This is a genomic window from Mesorhizobium sp. M2A.F.Ca.ET.043.02.1.1 (genome assembly GCF_003952405.1).
Lineage (GTDB): Bacteria > Pseudomonadota > Alphaproteobacteria > Rhizobiales > Rhizobiaceae > Mesorhizobium.
Window position 1 is genome coordinate 594,909 of the sequence record NZ_CP034445.1, and the last position, 16,556, is coordinate 611,464.

General features: G+C 64.3%; 11 protein-coding genes. 5 read left to right on the forward strand and 6 right to left on the reverse strand.

What is annotated here, in order from left to right; all coding sequences use genetic code 11:
- Nucleotide 1 precedes the first annotated feature (1 nt).
- Nucleotides 2-886, forward strand: a complete 885-nt coding sequence (gene mmsB / locus EJ068_RS02840; protein WP_127253613.1) for a 3-hydroxyisobutyrate dehydrogenase — start codon at nt 2-4, stop codon at nt 884-886.
- A 315-nt stretch (nt 887-1,201) separates the two neighbouring features.
- Here mmsB and EJ068_RS02850 read toward each other — a convergent pair whose 3' ends face one another.
- The 5 genes from EJ068_RS02850 to EJ068_RS02870 all read right to left on the reverse strand — a co-directional run bounded on the left by EJ068_RS02850 (nt 1,202) and on the right by EJ068_RS02870 (nt 8,328).
- On the reverse strand, nt 1,202-2,581 hold the full coding sequence (locus tag EJ068_RS02850; protein ID WP_127386079.1) for an aspartate aminotransferase family protein: 1,380 nt from the start codon (nt 2,579-2,581) through the stop codon (nt 1,202-1,204).
- Nucleotides 2,582-2,944: 363 nt separating this feature from the next.
- Complete coding sequence (locus EJ068_RS02860; RefSeq protein WP_127386078.1) at nt 2,945-5,014, reverse strand: prolyl oligopeptidase family protein; 2,070 nt, start codon at nt 5,012-5,014, stop codon at nt 2,945-2,947.
- 72 nt (nt 5,015-5,086) lie between these two features.
- Nucleotides 5,087-6,247, reverse strand: coding sequence for an MFS transporter (locus EJ068_RS02865; protein ID WP_127251187.1), 1,161 nt, complete (start codon nt 6,245-6,247; stop codon nt 5,087-5,089).
- Nucleotides 6,248-6,421: 174 nt separating this feature from the next.
- Entirely contained in the window at nt 6,422-6,700 is a 279-nt protein-coding gene (locus tag EJ068_RS33075; RefSeq protein WP_245463514.1) for a hypothetical protein, read from the reverse strand.
- Between the two features lie 89 nt (nt 6,701-6,789).
- Complete coding sequence (locus tag EJ068_RS02870) at nt 6,790-8,328, reverse strand: phospholipase D-like domain-containing protein (protein ID WP_245463327.1); 1,539 nt, start codon at nt 8,326-8,328, stop codon at nt 6,790-6,792.
- Between the two features lie 205 nt (nt 8,329-8,533).
- On the opposite strand from EJ068_RS02870, the gene EJ068_RS02875 reads away from it, so the two are divergent.
- The 4 genes from EJ068_RS02875 to EJ068_RS02890 all read left to right on the forward strand — a co-directional run bounded on the left by EJ068_RS02875 (nt 8,534) and on the right by EJ068_RS02890 (nt 15,730).
- Nucleotides 8,534-10,111, forward strand: coding sequence for a trimethylamine methyltransferase family protein (locus EJ068_RS02875; RefSeq protein WP_127386077.1), 1,578 nt, complete (start codon nt 8,534-8,536; stop codon nt 10,109-10,111).
- Between the two features lie 95 nt (nt 10,112-10,206).
- Entirely contained in the window at nt 10,207-12,777 is a 2,571-nt protein-coding gene (locus EJ068_RS02880) for an FAD-dependent oxidoreductase (RefSeq protein WP_129554463.1), read from the forward strand.
- Between the two features lie 66 nt (nt 12,778-12,843).
- Complete coding sequence (locus EJ068_RS02885) at nt 12,844-14,373, forward strand: glycosyltransferase family 39 protein (RefSeq protein ID WP_127251191.1); 1,530 nt, start codon at nt 12,844-12,846, stop codon at nt 14,371-14,373.
- A gap of 16 nt (nt 14,374-14,389) precedes the next feature.
- Nucleotides 14,390-15,730 (forward strand): Xaa-Pro peptidase family protein, encoded by a 1,341-nt coding sequence (locus tag EJ068_RS02890; RefSeq protein ID WP_127251192.1) that lies wholly within the window; start codon nt 14,390-14,392, stop codon nt 15,728-15,730.
- Here EJ068_RS02890 and EJ068_RS02895 read toward each other — a convergent pair.
- Nucleotides 15,698-16,537: a PhnD/SsuA/transferrin family substrate-binding protein gene (locus tag EJ068_RS02895; protein WP_127251193.1), complete on the reverse strand. Its 840-nt coding sequence runs from the start codon at nt 16,535-16,537 to the stop codon at nt 15,698-15,700. The two genes, EJ068_RS02890 and EJ068_RS02895, sit on opposite strands and share 33 nt — an antisense overlap.
- Between the last annotated feature and the right edge of the window lie 19 nt (nt 16,538-16,556).

Genomic DNA, 16,556 nt, shown 5'->3' on the forward strand with positions numbered 1-16,556 from the left:
AATGAGCACCATCGCCTTCATCGGCCTAGGCAACATGGGCAATCCGATGGCTGCCAATCTGGTCAAAGCTGGCCATGCGGTGCTGGGCTTCGACCTGGTGCCCGAAAACCTTACGGTCGCGAAAGGGCATGGGGTGACGGTGATGGCAAACGCCGTCGCCGCAGTGAAGGACGCCGATGTCGTCATCACCATGTTGCCCGCGGGCAAGCATGTGCTGTCGGTTTACGAAGACATTGCGCCCAAGGCAAAGAAAGGCGCGCTGTTCATCGATTCCTCGACCATCGATGTCGAATCGGCGCGCAAGGCGCATGCGATTGCCGCCAGGCAGGGCCTGCCCTCGATCGACGCCCCGGTCTCCGGTGGCACCGGCGGCGCCACGGCCGGCACCCTCACCTTCATGGCCGGCGGTTCCGACGAGGCCTTTGCCACCGCCGAGCCGATCCTGAAGCCGATGGCCGGGCGCATCGTTCATTGCGGCGGCGACGGCGCCGGCCAGGCGGCCAAGATCTGCAACAACATGATTCTCGGCATCTCGATGATCGGCGTCGCCGAAGCCTTTGTGCTGGCCGAAAAGCTCGGCCTGTCGCACCAGGCGCTGTTTGACGTCGCATCCACCTCTTCCGGCCAGTGCTGGTCGCTGACCACCTACTGCCCTGTGCCCGGCCCGGTGCCGGCCTCGCCGGCCAATCGCGACTACAAGCCCGGCTTTGCCGCAGCGCTCATGCTGAAGGACCTGAAACTGTCGCAGGAAGCCGCGCAGGGCGCGGGCGCCGTAACCCCGCTCGGTGCCGAAGCCACTCAGCTTTATGCGCTATTCAACGCGCAGGGGCATGCCGGCATCGATTTTTCCGGCATTATTAATTTCCTGCGCGGCAATAAGCCGTAAGATACTGACTTTAAAAGGCTATTTGAGATATTTGCCAGCGCGAAGCCGGCAAATTTAGATTTGCTTAAGGTCTCGCTAACCCACCGGTAACGATGTGCCTTTAAAACGGATTGCGAGGCGGACAGCGCGTCCGCCCGGCGCTCCGGATCAGGTCTCGCGTACCGGAGCCCGTAAGTTTCGCAAGTATCCTCGTCGCGAAACGCCATGCGTATCTGGCAAAGCCGCGTTCCCATTGGGGCGCGGTTTTTGCGTTTTGGAGGCATCGCGCACAGGAATGGACCGGGCGCCCATCGGGAGCGCCCGGACAATATCCCCTCAGCGCTTTCGCAAATCGGTATCCGCGAGATCGAGCGCCTTCGCGATCCGCTCGCAGGCCATGTCGATCGTGTCGCGCGTCCAGATCAGCGGCGGCGAGAGAATCATCGTGTCGCCGGTGGCCCGCAGCATCATGCCGTTCGCGATCGCGTGGTCGCGCACGACGACCGCCGCACTTCCCGACGGCAGATAGCGTTCCTTGGTCGCCTTGTCCTTGACGATCTCGATCGCGCCCATCAGGCCGATCGAACGCACCTCGCCGACCAGCCTGTGCCCGGCGATCCTCTCCTGCAGCGCCTGCGCGAAATAGGGACCGGTGTCGTTCTTGACGCGCTCGACCAAGCCTTCCTTCTCGATGATCTCGAGGTTCTTCAACGCCACCGCGCAGGCCACCGGATGACCGGAATAGGTGTAGCCGTGATAGAACTCGCCGCCCTTTTCCACCAGCGTGCTGGCGACACGATCGCCGACCAGCAGCGCCGATAGCGGCTGGTAGCCCGAGGTCAGCGCCTTGGCGGTGGTGATGGTGTCGGGCTCGATGCCGAAGGTCTGCGCCGCAAACCATTCGCCGGTGCGGCCATAGCCGGTGATCACTTCGTCCAGCATCAAGAGCACATCGTATTTGCGGCAGATGCGCTCGACTTCCGGCCAGTAGCTCATCGGCGGGATTTTTACCCCGCCGGCACCCATCACCGGCTCGCCGATGAAGGCGGCCACTTTGTCGGCGCCGGCTTCGAGGATCGCGTCCTCGACCGCCTTGGCCGCGCGGATGCCGAAATCATGGTCGCTTTCGCCGGGCAGCGCCAGCTCATAGGCATAGGGCATCATCACATGGACGATGTTGGGCACCGCGCCGCCGAGCTGCTTGTGCATCGGCTCCATGCCGCCGAGCGACGTGCCGGCGATGGTCGAGCCGTGATAAGCCATCTTGCGGGAGATGATGCGGTTCTTCTCGGGCTTGCCTTCGAGCGCCCAGTAGTGGCGCACGAGCCTGAGCGCCGTGTCGTTGGCCTCCGAACCGGACGAGCCATAGAAGACCTGGCTGACATGCTTGGGGGCCAGCTCCGCCAGCTTCTTCGACAACAGCACCGGCGTCGGCGTCGAGCATTTGAAGAAGGAGTTGTAATAAGGCAGCTCCTTCATCTGCGCGTAGGCGGCCTCGGCCAGTTCGTCGCGGCCATAGCCGACATTGACGCACCAAAGGCCGGCCATGCCGTCGAGGATTTCGGTGCCGTCGGCGTCGTAGATGAACGGGCCGTTGGCGTGGGTGATGATGCGCGAGCCTGCCTCGCGCAGCTCCTTGTGGTCGGTGAAGGGATGAAGGTGATGCGCGGCGTCGATCTGCTGAAGCTGCTTCAGCGAATAATTCTGATAGGTCATGGATTTGATCTTTCCTCTTGAATCAATCCGGCAAGGGCCGGGGCGGATTCGTCAGAGGAAGCGAGGCGGCGAATAACCGATGCGGGCGCACAGCCGCAACAACTCGGCGCGAAGGGTCCGCGGTGACGGCGTCACCGCGACCCCGAAGGCGCCAGATGTGCTGAAGCGGATCATGGCGCCAGCTTATGCCGCCTGAGGCCTCGAATTCAAGTCGTGCCAAGGTGTGTTGAGATTCAGGTCAGGCCGAGCCGAAAATGTCGGTTCCGAGAACCGGAGCGGAGCGTACCTAAAGTACGTGAGCACCGGAAGCGCAGAAAACCGATATTTGCAGGCTGGCATCACCTGAATATCAATACACCTTAGTCAGGCGACGCCGCCGAGCGCACGCTTTAGGAACATGTAGCGCATCGCCGTTTGCGCCGCCTGCGGCCGGCGGTCGCCGCGCCCGCCATGGCCGCCTTCGGTCTCCTCGAAGAACAGCGTCCTCCCGTGGCCTGCCTCCTGCAGCCGCGCCGCCATCTTGCGCGCGTGTCCAGGATGGACGCGGTCGTCGGCGGTTGAGGTCATCAACAGCACCGGCGGATAGGCGACATTGGCCGCGACATGCTGGTAGGGCGAATAGGTGGCGAGCCAGGCCGCCTCCTCCGGCCTCGAGGGATCGCCATATTCGGCGATCCACGAGGCGCCGGGCGGCAGTTCGGTGTAGCGCAACATGTCGAGCAGCGGCACGTCGATGATGACGGCGCCGAACAGTTCGGGCCGCTGTGTCAACGACGTGCCGGTAAGCAGGCCGCCATTCGAGCCGCCCTGGATGCCGAGCTGTGCCGCCGTGGTGATGCCGCGCTTGACGACATCCTCGGCAACCGCCGCGAAATCGTCGAAAGCATTCTGGCGCTTGCCTTTCAGCGCCGCCTGGTGCCAGGCCGGACCGAACTCGCCGCCGCCGCGGATGTTGGCCTGGATATAGGCGTTGCCCTTGTCCAGCCAGAGCTTGCCGCGAATGCCGGCATAGCCTGGCAGCAGCGGCACTTCGAAGCCGCCATAGCCATAGAGCAGCGCCGGCACCGGCCCGTTCTGGTCGCGGGGCCGCACCACGAAATACGGGATCATCGTGCCATCCTTCGAGCGGGCCTCGAACTGCTCCGAAACATAGGGCGAGGCATCGAAGCGGGCCGGTTGCGATTTCACGGTTTCCAGCGTCTCGCCGTCGTCGTCCGACCAGATGATCGAGCTCGGCGTCAGGAAATCGGTGAAGGAGAAGGAGACGCTGGAGCCGAAATGCTCGGCATGGCTGATGCCGACATTGCCGTTGTCGGGCAATGCCACCGGCTTCAGCGACCACCCGTCGGGAGTGCGATCGCAGGCGATGACCTTGCCGCGCACATTGTCCATCAGGTTGATGAACAGCCGGTCCTGCGTCCTGGCCAGCCCGGCGATCGAGACACGATGCGCCGGCGCGAGCACGGTTTCGAATGGACCGAACGCGCCCGTGTCGATCCACCGGTCGAAATCGACCGAGTAAAGGCCGTCGGGCAGGCATTGGGTGCCGTCGGGCGCCGTCCAAGGGCTGCGCACGCCGAAGACCAGCTGGCCCTTGAAGATCGCCGTGTCGGTGGCGTCGTCGGGCAGCGGGATGCGCCGGTTCTCGCCAGAAGCCAGCCGCAGGAAACTGTGCGAGGTGAAGAAGTCGAGCGTCTTGCCGAGCAGCACATGCCGCTTGTCGCCGTCATACTCGACGCCGCCGCCAACCGCGAGATGCTGTTTCTCGCCTTCGAAGATAGGCGTCGCGTCGTCGAGCTTTGTGCCGCGCCGCCAAAGCTTGATGACGCGCGGATAGCCGGACTGCGTCTTGTCCTCTTCCTCGAAAGCCGCCGAGACGAGCACCGTGTCCTTGTCCAGCCAGGAAAAGCCCGACTTGGATGCCGGAGCCCGAAACCCGTCCTCGACGAAGGATTTGGTCGCGATGTCGAACTCGCGCATCTCGCTGGCGTCGCCGCCGTCCGGCGACATATAGAGCAGGCAGCGGTTGAAATCGGGATAGAGCCGGCTCGCCCCGCCGAACACCCACTTTATGCCGTCTTTCGCCGATAGCTGGTCGAAGTCGATGATCGTTTCCCACTCCGGCTTCTCGGTCTTGTAGGAAGCGACAGGCGTGCGCCGCCACAGGCCCAGCGCGTTGGCCTTGTCCTGCCAGAAATTATAGACGTAGCCGGCAAGCGCTGCCCCGACCGGCATATTGTCCTCGGCCGTCATGAGGTCGAGCGCGGTCTCGAAGGTCGGCTGATAGGAAGGATCACTCTGCAATTCGGCCACCGTCAGCGCATTCTGGCGATGAACCCAGCCCAGCGCTTCCTTGCCGTTGCGATCCTCGAGCCAGAGGAAGGGATCGTCAGCCGCCAATTCAGGCTGGGTTTTGGTCATCGTGCTGGTCATGCAGGTCTCCATCAGGCGCCCCGCCTACATCGCGTTCGCTGCTTGGATATTCAAGAGCCGTGTTAAGATCGACTACAAAACCCGCCGGCGCACGACCGTCGCCGTCGCCAGCGCAGCGCAGATCGCGCCGAGCGTGACCGGAAGGCCGGCGGCGCCGACGACATCCATCACGCCGCCCGTGAGTGGCGGCACGATGATGCCGCCGAGACCCCACATCAGCGAGAAGGCCGCATTGCCGGCGACTAGCGCCGAGCCGGTAAACCGTTCGCCGAGTTCGATGATCGACATCGTGTAGATGCCGTAGGACACGGCGCCCCAGATGAAGACGCACAGCCAGATCAGCGGCGTCTCGATCAGGGCCGACAAGAGCACGCATCCAAGGATGGTCACCGCCACGCAGCCGAAGCGCACGAGGCGCGCCGTCAGCCTTTCGGCGAGCAGGCCGAGCGGCACCTGCATGGCGATATTGCCGGCGATCATCACCGAAAGCAGCGCCGACATGCGCGCCTCGGGAATGCCGTGATGCGTTCCATAGACCGGCAGCAGCGCCAGTATCGCCTGCTCGAAACCGGCCGCGACGACGACCGATGACAAAAGCAGCCAGGCCAACGGTATGAAGCCCAGCACCGAAACCTTGTTCTCGGCCTCGTCGACCTTAGGCAGCCGGCGCACCACTGCGGCCAGGCAGGCGCCGCAGAAGAGGAAGGCGCCGATGCCAACCAGGAAAGGCGGCCAGCCCTCGGTGCCGACCGCAAGCAGGCAGAGCGGCCCGGTCGCGAAGCCCGCCGAAATGATGGTGGAATAGATACCCATGACGCGGCCGCGCCGCGACGGCGGCGCCAGCGCGATCACCCAGATTTCGCTGAGCACATAAAGGGGGTTGGTCACCACGCCGATCATGAAGCGCAGTGGGAACCACAGATAGACATTCTGCGTCCAGCCGACCAGGGCCAGCATCAGCGCCGAGAGCGCCGCGCAAGTGAGCGCGGTGCGCCCCGCTCCGAAGCGGCGCGCCAATGCCGGAATTGGCGGCGAGGAAACGATGAAGCCGATCGGCGTCATCGCCGCCGACAGCCCGATCATCGCCGGCGAAACGCCTTGCCGCTGCAGGATGAAGCTCAGCAGCGGATAGGAAAGCCCTTGCGCGATGGCGAACACCGACACGGTCGCGATCACGCCGGTGATCGCGGCCCACTGCACCCTCTCGCTGCTCTTTGAATCCGCCGCGCTCATGGCTGTCCTCGGCTGGCAGCCTTAGCCGTTCGCCTGGGCAGCCGTAAGCCCTCGCACGCGAAAACCGCTTGCTCCAGCCAAGCCCTGTCAGGAGCCTCGGCCGGGCCGGCCAGGCCGGCGGCGAAATCCGCTTGCGTCAACGGCCGCTCAAATGGGCGGGGCCGGCGGAGGCTGCTATGGGAAGTAGCGGGCGATGGCTCCCTTCTTGCCATCGGCATAGGGCTTCAGCCATTTGTCGTCGACGGAAATCCCGTCGTCGTCCGAAGGCCCCTTCCCGATCGTCCGGCGCCAGGCGCGGAACTTGTAGTGGTCGAAGACATCCAGCATGTGCACCGCGTAGGCGGCGGCAAACGTCTTGTCGCCCTCCACGATCACCAGGTTCTCGTCATTCTCGTAGGAGGCCTTGTAGCCGAGGTTGTGGCTGCCCGTGATGACGGTGGCGTTGTCCTCCATCGGATCGATGATGACGATCTTGTCGTGCACGATGGCGTGGCCGACGGTCAGCACTTCCGCCTGGAAATCGCGGGCGATCGTCGCGCCGGTCAGGTTCGCCGCCCTGACGATCGAGACGTTCGGCGCCTCCCAGACCTTTTCCGGGAACACGAAGGGCGACTTGCCGTCCTTGTTCGACTTGTGGGTGACCGGATCCTTGGTAGGCGCGACGTAGTTGGGCATCGCCGTCTCGTCGCTGATCCCCCCTGCACGATCAGCTTCGGATCGGCTTTCGCCGCCGCCACCGCTTGGTCGACGATCGAGTTCTCGCCGAGCTGCGAAGGATTGAACACGAGAAACAGCACCGCGCGCTTCGCCGCCTTGATGCGGGCGAAGACGTCCTCGAGGTCGACCGGGCGCACCGAGATGTCCTTCTTGTTGCGCTCCGGGTCGTTCGGCGAGAACCACACCGTCATGCCATTCAGCGCTACCGTCGCGCCGTCGAGCGGGTTCGCCATATGATTGTCCTTGCGGAACGGCACGCCTTGGGTCTGCGCCACATGTCCGGCGGCGCTCTCGCTGGCCGGCGGCGGGAACACGTCGGTCTTCATCCGCTCCCAATAGGCATTGAACACCTTGGCCATTGCCGGATCGTCGCGGACGAAGGCGTTGTTCGACTGGCCGCAGATACCGGTCGAGGTCCAGTTGGTGCTGCCGGTCATCACCGCCCGCGGATCGCCCTGGGCATCGCGATAGACGGCGAATTTGTTGTGGCCGATATGGTTGTTGTTGAACAGGCGATCGGTCACCACGACGCCGGCGTCATGCAGGCGCTTCCTGAACGGCGCGTTGCCCAAGTCCCATTTCCCGGTCTTGTCATCCCGGCCCGAATTGGAAAGGATGACCTCCACCACGTCCTTGGCGGCGATGATCGCGTCGCACAATTCGTCATCGCCGAGCTCGTAGAGCGCAAGCCTGACAGTGCCGCCTTCGCTCTTGGCCCGCTTCATCAGGCTGGTAAGCACGTCAGGCACATCGCCATGCAGGTAGGCGCGTATCTTGCTTGCCGGGTTCTGCAGCTCGGCTCTGATCTTGTCGCGCTGCCCGACCTTGATGCCTGCTTCCGCCAGCGCGCGCGACATCCATTGCGTCGACAAGACCCCGTTGGTGAAGGCGACCCGCGCGTTGCCGAACATTTGCCCCAGGAAAATCGGCGGACTGACGGCGCCCTGCCCGAGATAGCCGAGCGGACGCGGAGCACCCGTATAGGCAGGCTTGCCGTCCACGGCCTGGTCGGGACGCACCGGCACCGGTTCGAGGCCCGGCTTCATGTCGCCGACGGGGCGTACGCGGTAGGCAATCATCTCGCCCTCCGGCCTGAGATCGATACTGTCGCGGCGCCGGCGCACCGTCAGGTCGCGCCAGAACGTCTTCTGCACCGGCCACACCCCGGTGTCCTGCGGTATCCATCTTGGATTGCGCTGTCCCTTGAACGGCACCCACGCCGCCAGGCAACGCTCCTCACCGCTATCGGGATAGAGGCGGACGATCTCGAAGCCGAGGCAACCCGGGATCATCCCATCGATATCCCATGCCAGGAACGCGACCTCGTTGTTGGTTGCCGCGCGCACTTTGATGACGTCAGGCATCGCTATCCCCCTCAAGATGCTCGGCCTGCAAGTATAGCACAAGTAAAAGACGGGAATGTAACAGGCTTCACGCAGCGAAACGGCAGGCGACCGGTTGCCGTCCCGTCATGTCGCTTCCCTCGCCCTAGTGGTCGCCGCCTCCTCACCGGCTGCATGGCCGCCGGTCCATTATGCCGGCCAAATACGTACCCTGACGAGGCATTTCATGACCGCTGCCCTCCATCCCGCCGAACCAGCCCTGGCAACCGATCGCGCCCGCCGTGGCGGCCGCGCGGGCAAGCGCGCCGGCGGGTCGGCCGCTTTCGAGCAGCCCGCCTTCCGGCAGTTGAAGAACCCGCTGACGCCGACCAAGTTCGTCTCCGACGACGAGTTGGAATCGATCCACCTCGCCTCGCTGCGCGTGCTGAAGGAGATCGGCGTCGACGTTCTGCACGACGAAGCCCGCCGCATCATGAAGGCGCATGGCGCGGATGTGCGCGAAGGCTCGGAGCGCGTGCGCTTCGACAGCGACATGATCCTCGAGCTCGTCTCGCATTGCCCGTCGGAATTCACGCTGCACGCCCGCAACCCGGCGCACAATCTGCGCTTCGGCGGCAACAACGTCATCCTGTCGATGATGGCCTCGGCGCCGAACTGCTCCGACCTCGACCGCGGCCGCCGGCCCGGCAACCAGGCCGACTACCGCAACTTCCTGCGCCTGGCGCAGATGCACAACATCCTGAACTGCACCGGCGGCTATCCGGTCGAGCCGATCGACATCCACCCGTCGGTGCGGCACCTGGAGTGCATCCGCGACCTCGCCATGCTGACCGACAAGGTCTTCCACATCTATTCGCTCGGCAAGGAACGCAATGTCGACGGCATCGAGATCACCCGCATCGCCCGCGGCATCAGCCGCGAGCAGCTGATGGCCGAACCGTCGGTCTTCACCATCATCAACACCAATTCGCCGCTCAAGCTCGACGTGCCGATGATGGAAGGCATCATCCAGATGGCGAGCATGGGCCAGGCCGTGATCGTCACCCCGTTCACGCTGTCGGGCGCCATGGCGCCGGTCACCGTCGCCGGCGCGTTGGTGCAGCAGAACGCCGAGGCGCTTTCCGGCATTGCCTTCGCGCAGATGGTCAAGAAAGGCGCGCCGGTCGGCTATGGTGGCTTCACCTCCAACGTGGATATGAAGTCCGGCGCGCCGGCCTTCGGCACGCCCGAATATATGAAGGCGCAGCTCGTCGGCGGCCAGCTCGCCCGCCGCTACAAAATCCCCTACCGCACCTCCAACACTTGCGCCGCCAACACGGTCGACGCGCAGGCTGCCTATGAGAGCGTGTTCTCGCTCTGGGGCGCGATCCAGGGAGGCGGCAATCTGATGATGCACGGCGCCGGCTGGCTGGAAGGCGGCCTGCGCTGCTCCTACGAAAAGACCATCCTCGACATCGATCTTCTGCAGATGGTGGCCGAGTTCCTCACCCCGCTCGACCTTTCCGAGGATGCGCTCGGCTTCGACGCCATCCAGTCGGTCGGGCCCGGCGGCCATTTCTTCGGCACTCAGCACACGCAGGAGCGCTACAAGACCGCCTTCTACTCGCCGATCGTCTCCGATTGGCGCAACTTCGAAACCTGGACCGAGGCCGGCTCGCCGACTGCAATGGAGCGCACCAACAAGGTCTGGAAGGAGCGTCTTGCCTCCTATGAGGAGCCGTATATGGATCCGGCGATCCGCGAGGAACTCAACGACTTCGTCGAAAAGCGCCGCGCCGAAGGCGGCGCGCCGACGGATTTCTGATTTTCTGTGTGAGGATGAACAGTCGACCCCACTCCGTCGAGCTTCGGTTAGCCTCCATACCAATCATTCAGTCTCTATAAAACGGACCTATCTTCATGAAATCCCATGTAAAAGCGGTTGTCATCGGCGGCGGCGTCGTCGGCTGCTCGGTGCTTTATCATCTCGCCAAGGCCGGCTGGACCGACATCATGCTGATCGAGCGTTCGGAGCTGACTTCCGGCTCGTCCTGGCATGCGGCGGGCGGCTTCCACACGCTGAACGGCGACCCCAACGTCGCCAAGTTGCAGGCCTATACGGTCCAGCTCTACAAGGAGATCGAGGAGGTTTCCGGCCAGTCCTGCTCGCTGCATCTGACCGGCGGCGTCATGATGGCCGATACGCCGGAGCGCATGGACTTCCTGCGGTTGGCTCACGCCAAGGGCCGTTATCTCGGTATGGACACCGAGCTGATCACGCCCTCGGAAGCCAAGACCATGTTCCCGCTGATGGACGAGAAGAACTTCGTCGGCGCCATGTGGGATCCGGTCGAAGGTCATCTCGATCCGTCCGGGACCACCATCGCCTATTCCAAAGCGGCCAAGAAACTCGGCGCGGAGATCGTGCTGCGCAACCGCGTCGTTGATCTCACGCAGCAGCCGGACGGCACCTGGAACGTCGTCACCGAGCAGGGCACGGTCCACGCCGAGCATGTCGTCAACTGCGGCGGCCTGTGGGCGCGCGAGATCGGCCGCATGGTCGGCGTGGAGCTGCCGGTGCTGGCGATGGAGCATATGTACCTGCTCACCGAGCCGATGCCGGAGGTCGAGGAGTTCAACAAGTCGACCGGCCGCGAGATGATCGGCGTGCTCGACTTCAAGGGCGAGATCTACACCCGCCAGGAGCGCAATGGCATCCTGCTCGGCACCTATGAAAAGGCCTGCAAGCCGTGGTCGCCGGTCAACACGCCGTGGGATTTCGGCCACGAGCTTCTGCAGCCCGACATCGACCGCATCGCGCCTTCGCTGGAGATCGGCTTCAAGCATTTCCCCGGCATCGAGAAGGCCGGCATCAAGCAGATCATAAACGGTCCCTTCACGTTCGCGCTCGACGGCAACCCGCTGGTCGGCCCGGTGCAGGGCCTGACCAATTTCTGGTGCGCCTGCGCCGTCATGGCCGGCTTCAGCCAGGGCGGCGGCGTCGGCCTCGCGCTCTCCAACTGGATGGTGCATGGCGATCCGGGCTTCGACGTCTGGGGCATGGACGTCGCCCGCTTCGGCGAATGGGCGACGCTGCGCTACACCAACGCCAAGGTGCGCGAGAACTATTCGCGCCGCTTCTCGATCCGCTTCCCGAACGAGGAACTGCCGGCCGCCCGTCCCGCGCAGACGACGCCGCTCTACGACACCATGCTCGCCAACAACGCCGTCATGGGCGATAGCTGGGGCCTGGAAACCCCGCTCTGGTTCGCGCCCAAGGGCACCGAGCCGAAGGACATCGTGTCCTTCCACCGCTCCAACGATTTCGGCCCGATCGGCGAGGAAGTGCGCGCCACGCGCGAGAAGGTCGGCGTCACCGAGATCGCCAACTTCGCCAAATACGAAGTGTCCGGCCCGGGCGCCGAGGATTTCCTCAACCGGCTGATGACGAACCGCATGCCGAAGACCGGCCGCATCGTGCTGACCCCGATGGTCAACGAGTTCGGCAAGCTGATCGGCGACTTCACCATCGCCAAGACCGGCGAGGATCGTTTCATGATCTGGGGCTCGTCGGCCGCGCAGAAATACCATATGCGCTGGTTCGAGAAGCATCTGCCGAAGGATGGGTCGGTGCGCATCCACCGCTTCGACCAGACGCTGGTGGGTCTCTCCATCGCCGGCCCGAAATCCCGCGATCTGCTGCAGAAGCTGGTCGATGTCGACGTCTCGACCAAGGCCTTCCGCTTCATGGACTTCCGCGAGATGGCGGTCGGCGGCGCGCCCTGCATGGTCAACCGCATCACCTATACCGGTGACCTCGGCTACGAGATTTGGATGGCGCCGGCCTATCAGCGCCTTGTCTACAAGGCGATCAAGGAGGCGGGCGAAGAATTCGGCCTCGTCGATTTCGGCATGCGCGCGTTGCTGTCGATGCGTCTGGAAAAGAACTTCCCGACGTGGTTCCGCGAGCTTCGCCCGATCTACGGTCCCTTCGAAGGCTCGATGGATCGCTTCATCAAGCTTGAGAAGAACGACTTCATCGGCCGCGAGGCCTCGGCCAAGGAGCATGCCGAAGGTCCGAAGCTGCGGCGCGTCTCCTTCATCGTCGATGCCGTCGATGCCGACGTGATGGGCGACGAGCCGATCTGGGCCAAGGTCAGCAAGGACTATGGCACGGTCGAGAAGCCGCATGGCTACGGCGCGCCGCGTTTCGACGAGTCGGGCAAGGAAGTCCGCGGCTCCAAGGCTGCCGAAGGCGCCTCCGCCGTGCGCGGCATCGTTGATGGCGAATGGCGCGTCGTCGGCTGGGTGACGTCAGGCGGCTATGCGCATTACGTCCAAAAATCGATGGCGCAGGGCTACGTCCCTGCCGCTCTCGCCGAGGACGAAAGCGCCGGCCTGTTCGAGATCGAGATCCTCGGCCACCGGCGTCCGGCCCGCATCAATGTCGAGCCGCCCTTCGACCCGAGCGGCGAGAAGATGCGGAGCTGACCACTCGGACCTGTTGGATTGCGCCGGTCGCCATGGCATGGTTAAGCCTGCCACCGGCGCATCAGCATGAGAAGAACCATCCCCTTGCGGCAGCTTGAGAAATGGACCGATTGGCTCTGCGATGAACGGGTCGGTCCATTCAGCGCCGCGATCGCGTCGGTCCTCGTCTATTGCCTGACGCAGATCGTGGTGATGGCGCTTTTGTCCCATTTTGCGGGCACCGGCGTCGGCGTCGACGATTCCGAGCAGCTGATGGAAATGCGGTTCCTCGCCGCCGGCTACGGCAGTTCGCAGCCGCCTCTATATACCTGGCTTGCGATGCTTGCGGCCTCGCTGGTCGGAACCAGCGTCCTTGCCCTCAAGATCGTCAAATACGGCTTGCTGGCGGCGGGGCTGGCCGCCTATTTCACCGCCATACGCCGCCTCGGCTACTCGAACCGCGCCGCTGCCGCCGGCATGTTCGGGCTGCTTCTGTTTCCTCAGATCTTCTGGGAAATGCAGCACGCCCTCACCCACTCGGTCGCCATATTCTGTTTCACCTCGGTGCTGCTTCTGGCGCTGGTCGAGGTGGAAAAGCGGCGATCGGCCGTTGCCTATGCGTTTTTGGGCCTGGCGACGGCGGCCGCGATGCTGTCGAAATACAACATCGTCATCTTCCTTGCCGCCCTGTTCCTCGCATCTCTGTCGGTCCGCGAAACCCGTGAGGCGATCTTCGACCGTCGCTTCTTGATCAGCGTGACGGTAGCGATCCTTGCCTGCCTGCCGACGCTTTATTGGAGCCTCACGCATTTGGACGATCTGCTCTCGCACCAGGGAGGCCTAGGCGTCGCCGAAGGCGGCAGCATCGCGAAAACGGCACTTCTCGGCATCCGCAGGCTGGTCAACGCGATCGTCAATTTCGCTGGATTGCCAGTGGCGATCTTTGCCGTCGCCTACGGCCTGGCGATAAGAAAACAGACGGAACCGCCGCAGCCGGTACGGTGGCCGGAGAAACTGTCATGGCGAGCGATCGTCCTTGGCCTTGTGGTCATGGTAACGGTCGTGCTGGCGGCCGGCATCACGCAGTTTCGCGACCGCTGGATGCTGCCCATCTTCATCCTCCTGCCGGCGGCTCTTGCCATGCGCTTCGACGCCATGGGCCAGAGGGGCCGCAAGACGCAAGCCACCATCGTCTTCGTCGGCGCTCTTCTTGCCGTCCTTGTGCTGCCGCTGAGCTGGTACATGCATCTGCACGGCGGCGACAGCCGCGGCGGCGTCGTGCGTATGGATTACCGGTCGCTTTACGAGCAGATCAACGCTGACGGACCGGTCAAGACCGTGGTGTCGAGCTGGTTCTGGGTCGGCAATCTGCGCCTGGTCGACGCCGATCTTATCGCGCTCGATGACGAGACACCGGACTTCGCCCGGTCGATCCGCGAGCCGGCGGTGCTTGTGCTCGCCGATGACAGGGAATCGTCCTCGGACGTCTTCGAAGAGTTGGCGAGAGCCGGCTATGCGATGGACACTGTCCACCGCACTGTCAAGGTGCCGCAGGCGCTCGGCTTCCCGCCGCGCAAGGTCACGATCACCAAACTGCATAAGAAGATCGCGCCGTGAGTGCGTAGGGGGACGAATGGACAAGCTTGGCTTCGGCCGCCATCGCAAGATCATGCCCTTCGAACCCGGATCGATCGATGCGCTGCGCGCGGCCTCGCGCGAGAAGGCGGCCTCGCTCAACCAGCATGTGCTGGGCTATGGCGCGACAGCCGAGGCCGAATGGGCGGCTGCAGGCGCTGCCGCTCCAAACCTGGTTGCCATGCGGAGCTACCGGCTCGAGCGCATCCGCGCCGAGCTGAAGCGCCGCGATTATGCCGGCGCCCTGCTCTACGACCCGGTCAACATCCGTTATGCCACCGACTCGACCAACATGCAGCTCTGGGTCGCGCACAACCCGACGCGCCACTGTTTCGTCGCCACCGAAGGCCCGGTGGTGCTGTTCGACTATTTCTCCTGCGAGCACCTGTCGGACCATTCGGGCGTCGTCGACGAGGTGCGGCCGGCGGTATCGTGGATGTATCTCTACAGCGGCGAGTTGACCGACGAGAAGGTCCGCCGCTGGGGCGGCGGCATCGCCGAACTCGTTGCCGAGCATGGTGGCGGCAATCGCCGCATCGCCGTCGACCACATCAATCCCGAAGGCGTCGAGGAACTCGCCCGCCGCGGCATTTCCGTCGGCAACGGCGAGGCGGTGATGGAGAATGCGCGCCTTATCAAATCGCCGGACGAGATCCTCGCCATGCGGCGCTCGATCGTCGCCTGCGAGGCGGCGATGGGCGAGATGGAAGCAGCATTGAAGCCTGGTATTTCCGAGAACGAATTGTGGGCGGAACTGCATCGCGGCAACATCGCGCGCGGCGGCGAGTGGATCGAGACGCGGCTTTTGTCGTCCGGCCCTCGCACCAATCCCTGGTTCCAGGAATGCTCCTCGCGCGTCGTCAAGAATGGCGACCTCGTCGCCTTCGACACCGACCTGATCGGTCCCTATGGCTTCTGCGCCGATCTCTCGCGCACCTGGCTCTGCGGCGACAGGCCGCCGTCGAACGAGCAGCGGGATCTGTTCCGCATCGCCGCCGATCAGATCGCCCACAACACGGATCTGCTGCGGCCGGGCATCTCCTTCCGCGATCTCGTCGAGCGCTCGGCGGTGCCGCCGGACGATTGCTACCCCACGCGCTACGGCGTGCTTTACCACGGCGTCGGCCTGGCGGACGAATATCCGACGCTGCCGCACTCCGGCGACTGGACCGCCGACACGCCGGACGGCGTGCTTGAGCCCGGCATGGTGCTTTGCGTCGAAAGTTATATCGGCAGGCTTGGCGGGCGCGAAGGCGTCAAGATCGAGGAACAGATCCTGATCAACGAGACCGGCAACGCGAAACTGTCAGCCTACAAGCTGGACGAGCGGCTGCTCTGACGCGCCGCCTTCGACCGCCGCGACGCCCTCGCGCATAGCGGCAACGAGCGAGGCCGGGGCGGTCCTCGCCGTGATATAGGGCAGGCCCTTGCGCCGCGCTGTCCAGCCGACCACTTTGACGCCCCGCGCGGCCGGCTCGAAGCGCTGCGCCAGCGCCCAGCTTTCGCAGTCGATCGCCGCGATATCGGCCCTGCCCTCGGCGATGGCGACGATCGACGACCGGTGGCCGCCGCTCTCGCCGCGCGAGGCGAAGATATCCAGGCTTTCGCCCATCGCCTCCAGGTCGCGCGTCAGCGCGATCAGCCCGGACATCGAATCGGGATTGTTGAAGATGAAGCGCTTGCCGCGCAGAAGATCGAGCGGGATGACGGCCTTGCCGTCCTGCGGCGAGGCAACCGACGAACCGCCATCCGCGGCCATCACCAGCGCGCTGGAATAAAGTTCGCCCTGGCCGCCCTCGCACGCATCGTAGTTCGGCTGCGCGATCACCTGCACATGCCGGGCAAGGCCGAGTTCCATCGGCCCCCAGCAGGTTTGCCCGAAAAGAAGCGCCGGGCTCAGCCAGAGCTGGTGGAAATCGAACTCGTCCGGGAGCAGCGTCGCCGGGTCCGGCGCGATCACCTCACCGGCGGCGTCGAGGATCCCCCCGGGCACCGGCGGCAGATTACCATTGCGGCGCACGATCGTTTCCGGCGCGTCGATGCCCCTTTGCCGGAAGGCGTCACGCAGCCGCGCCCATTGCTCATCGACCTCGCCCCGCGCTTCGGGCCAGTCATACATCGGCAGGGCCGCAACGAACTTGCTCATGTCGAACAGCTTTCAAGGA

Bases quoted from the DNA above. Each gene is read 5' to 3' on its own strand.
- mmsB (WP_127253613.1), top strand. From the start codon at position 2: ATGAGCACCATCGCCTTCATCGGCCTAGGCAACATGGGCAATCCGATG.
- EJ068_RS02850 (WP_127386079.1), bottom strand. From the start codon at position 2,581: ATGACCTATCAGAATTATTCGCTGAAGCAGCTTCAGCAGATCGACGCC.
- EJ068_RS02860 (WP_127386078.1), bottom strand. From the start codon at position 5,014: ATGACCAGCACGATGACCAAAACCCAGCCTGAATTGGCGGCTGACGAT.
- EJ068_RS02865 (WP_127251187.1), bottom strand. From the start codon at position 6,247: ATGAGCGCGGCGGATTCAAAGAGCAGCGAGAGGGTGCAGTGGGCCGCG.
- EJ068_RS33075 (WP_245463514.1), bottom strand. From the start codon at position 6,700: ATGGAGGACAACGCCACCGTCATCACGGGCAGCCACAACCTCGGCTAC.
- EJ068_RS02870 (WP_245463327.1), bottom strand. From the start codon at position 8,328: ATGCCTGACGTCATCAAAGTGCGCGCGGCAACCAACAACGAGGTCGCG.
- EJ068_RS02875 (WP_127386077.1), top strand. From the start codon at position 8,534: ATGACCGCTGCCCTCCATCCCGCCGAACCAGCCCTGGCAACCGATCGC.
- EJ068_RS02880 (WP_129554463.1), top strand. From the start codon at position 10,207: ATGAAATCCCATGTAAAAGCGGTTGTCATCGGCGGCGGCGTCGTCGGC.
- EJ068_RS02885 (WP_127251191.1), top strand. From the start codon at position 12,844: ATGAGAAGAACCATCCCCTTGCGGCAGCTTGAGAAATGGACCGATTGG.
- EJ068_RS02890 (WP_127251192.1), top strand. From the start codon at position 14,390: ATGGACAAGCTTGGCTTCGGCCGCCATCGCAAGATCATGCCCTTCGAA.
- EJ068_RS02895 (WP_127251193.1), bottom strand. From the start codon at position 16,537: ATGAGCAAGTTCGTTGCGGCCCTGCCGATGTATGACTGGCCCGAAGCG.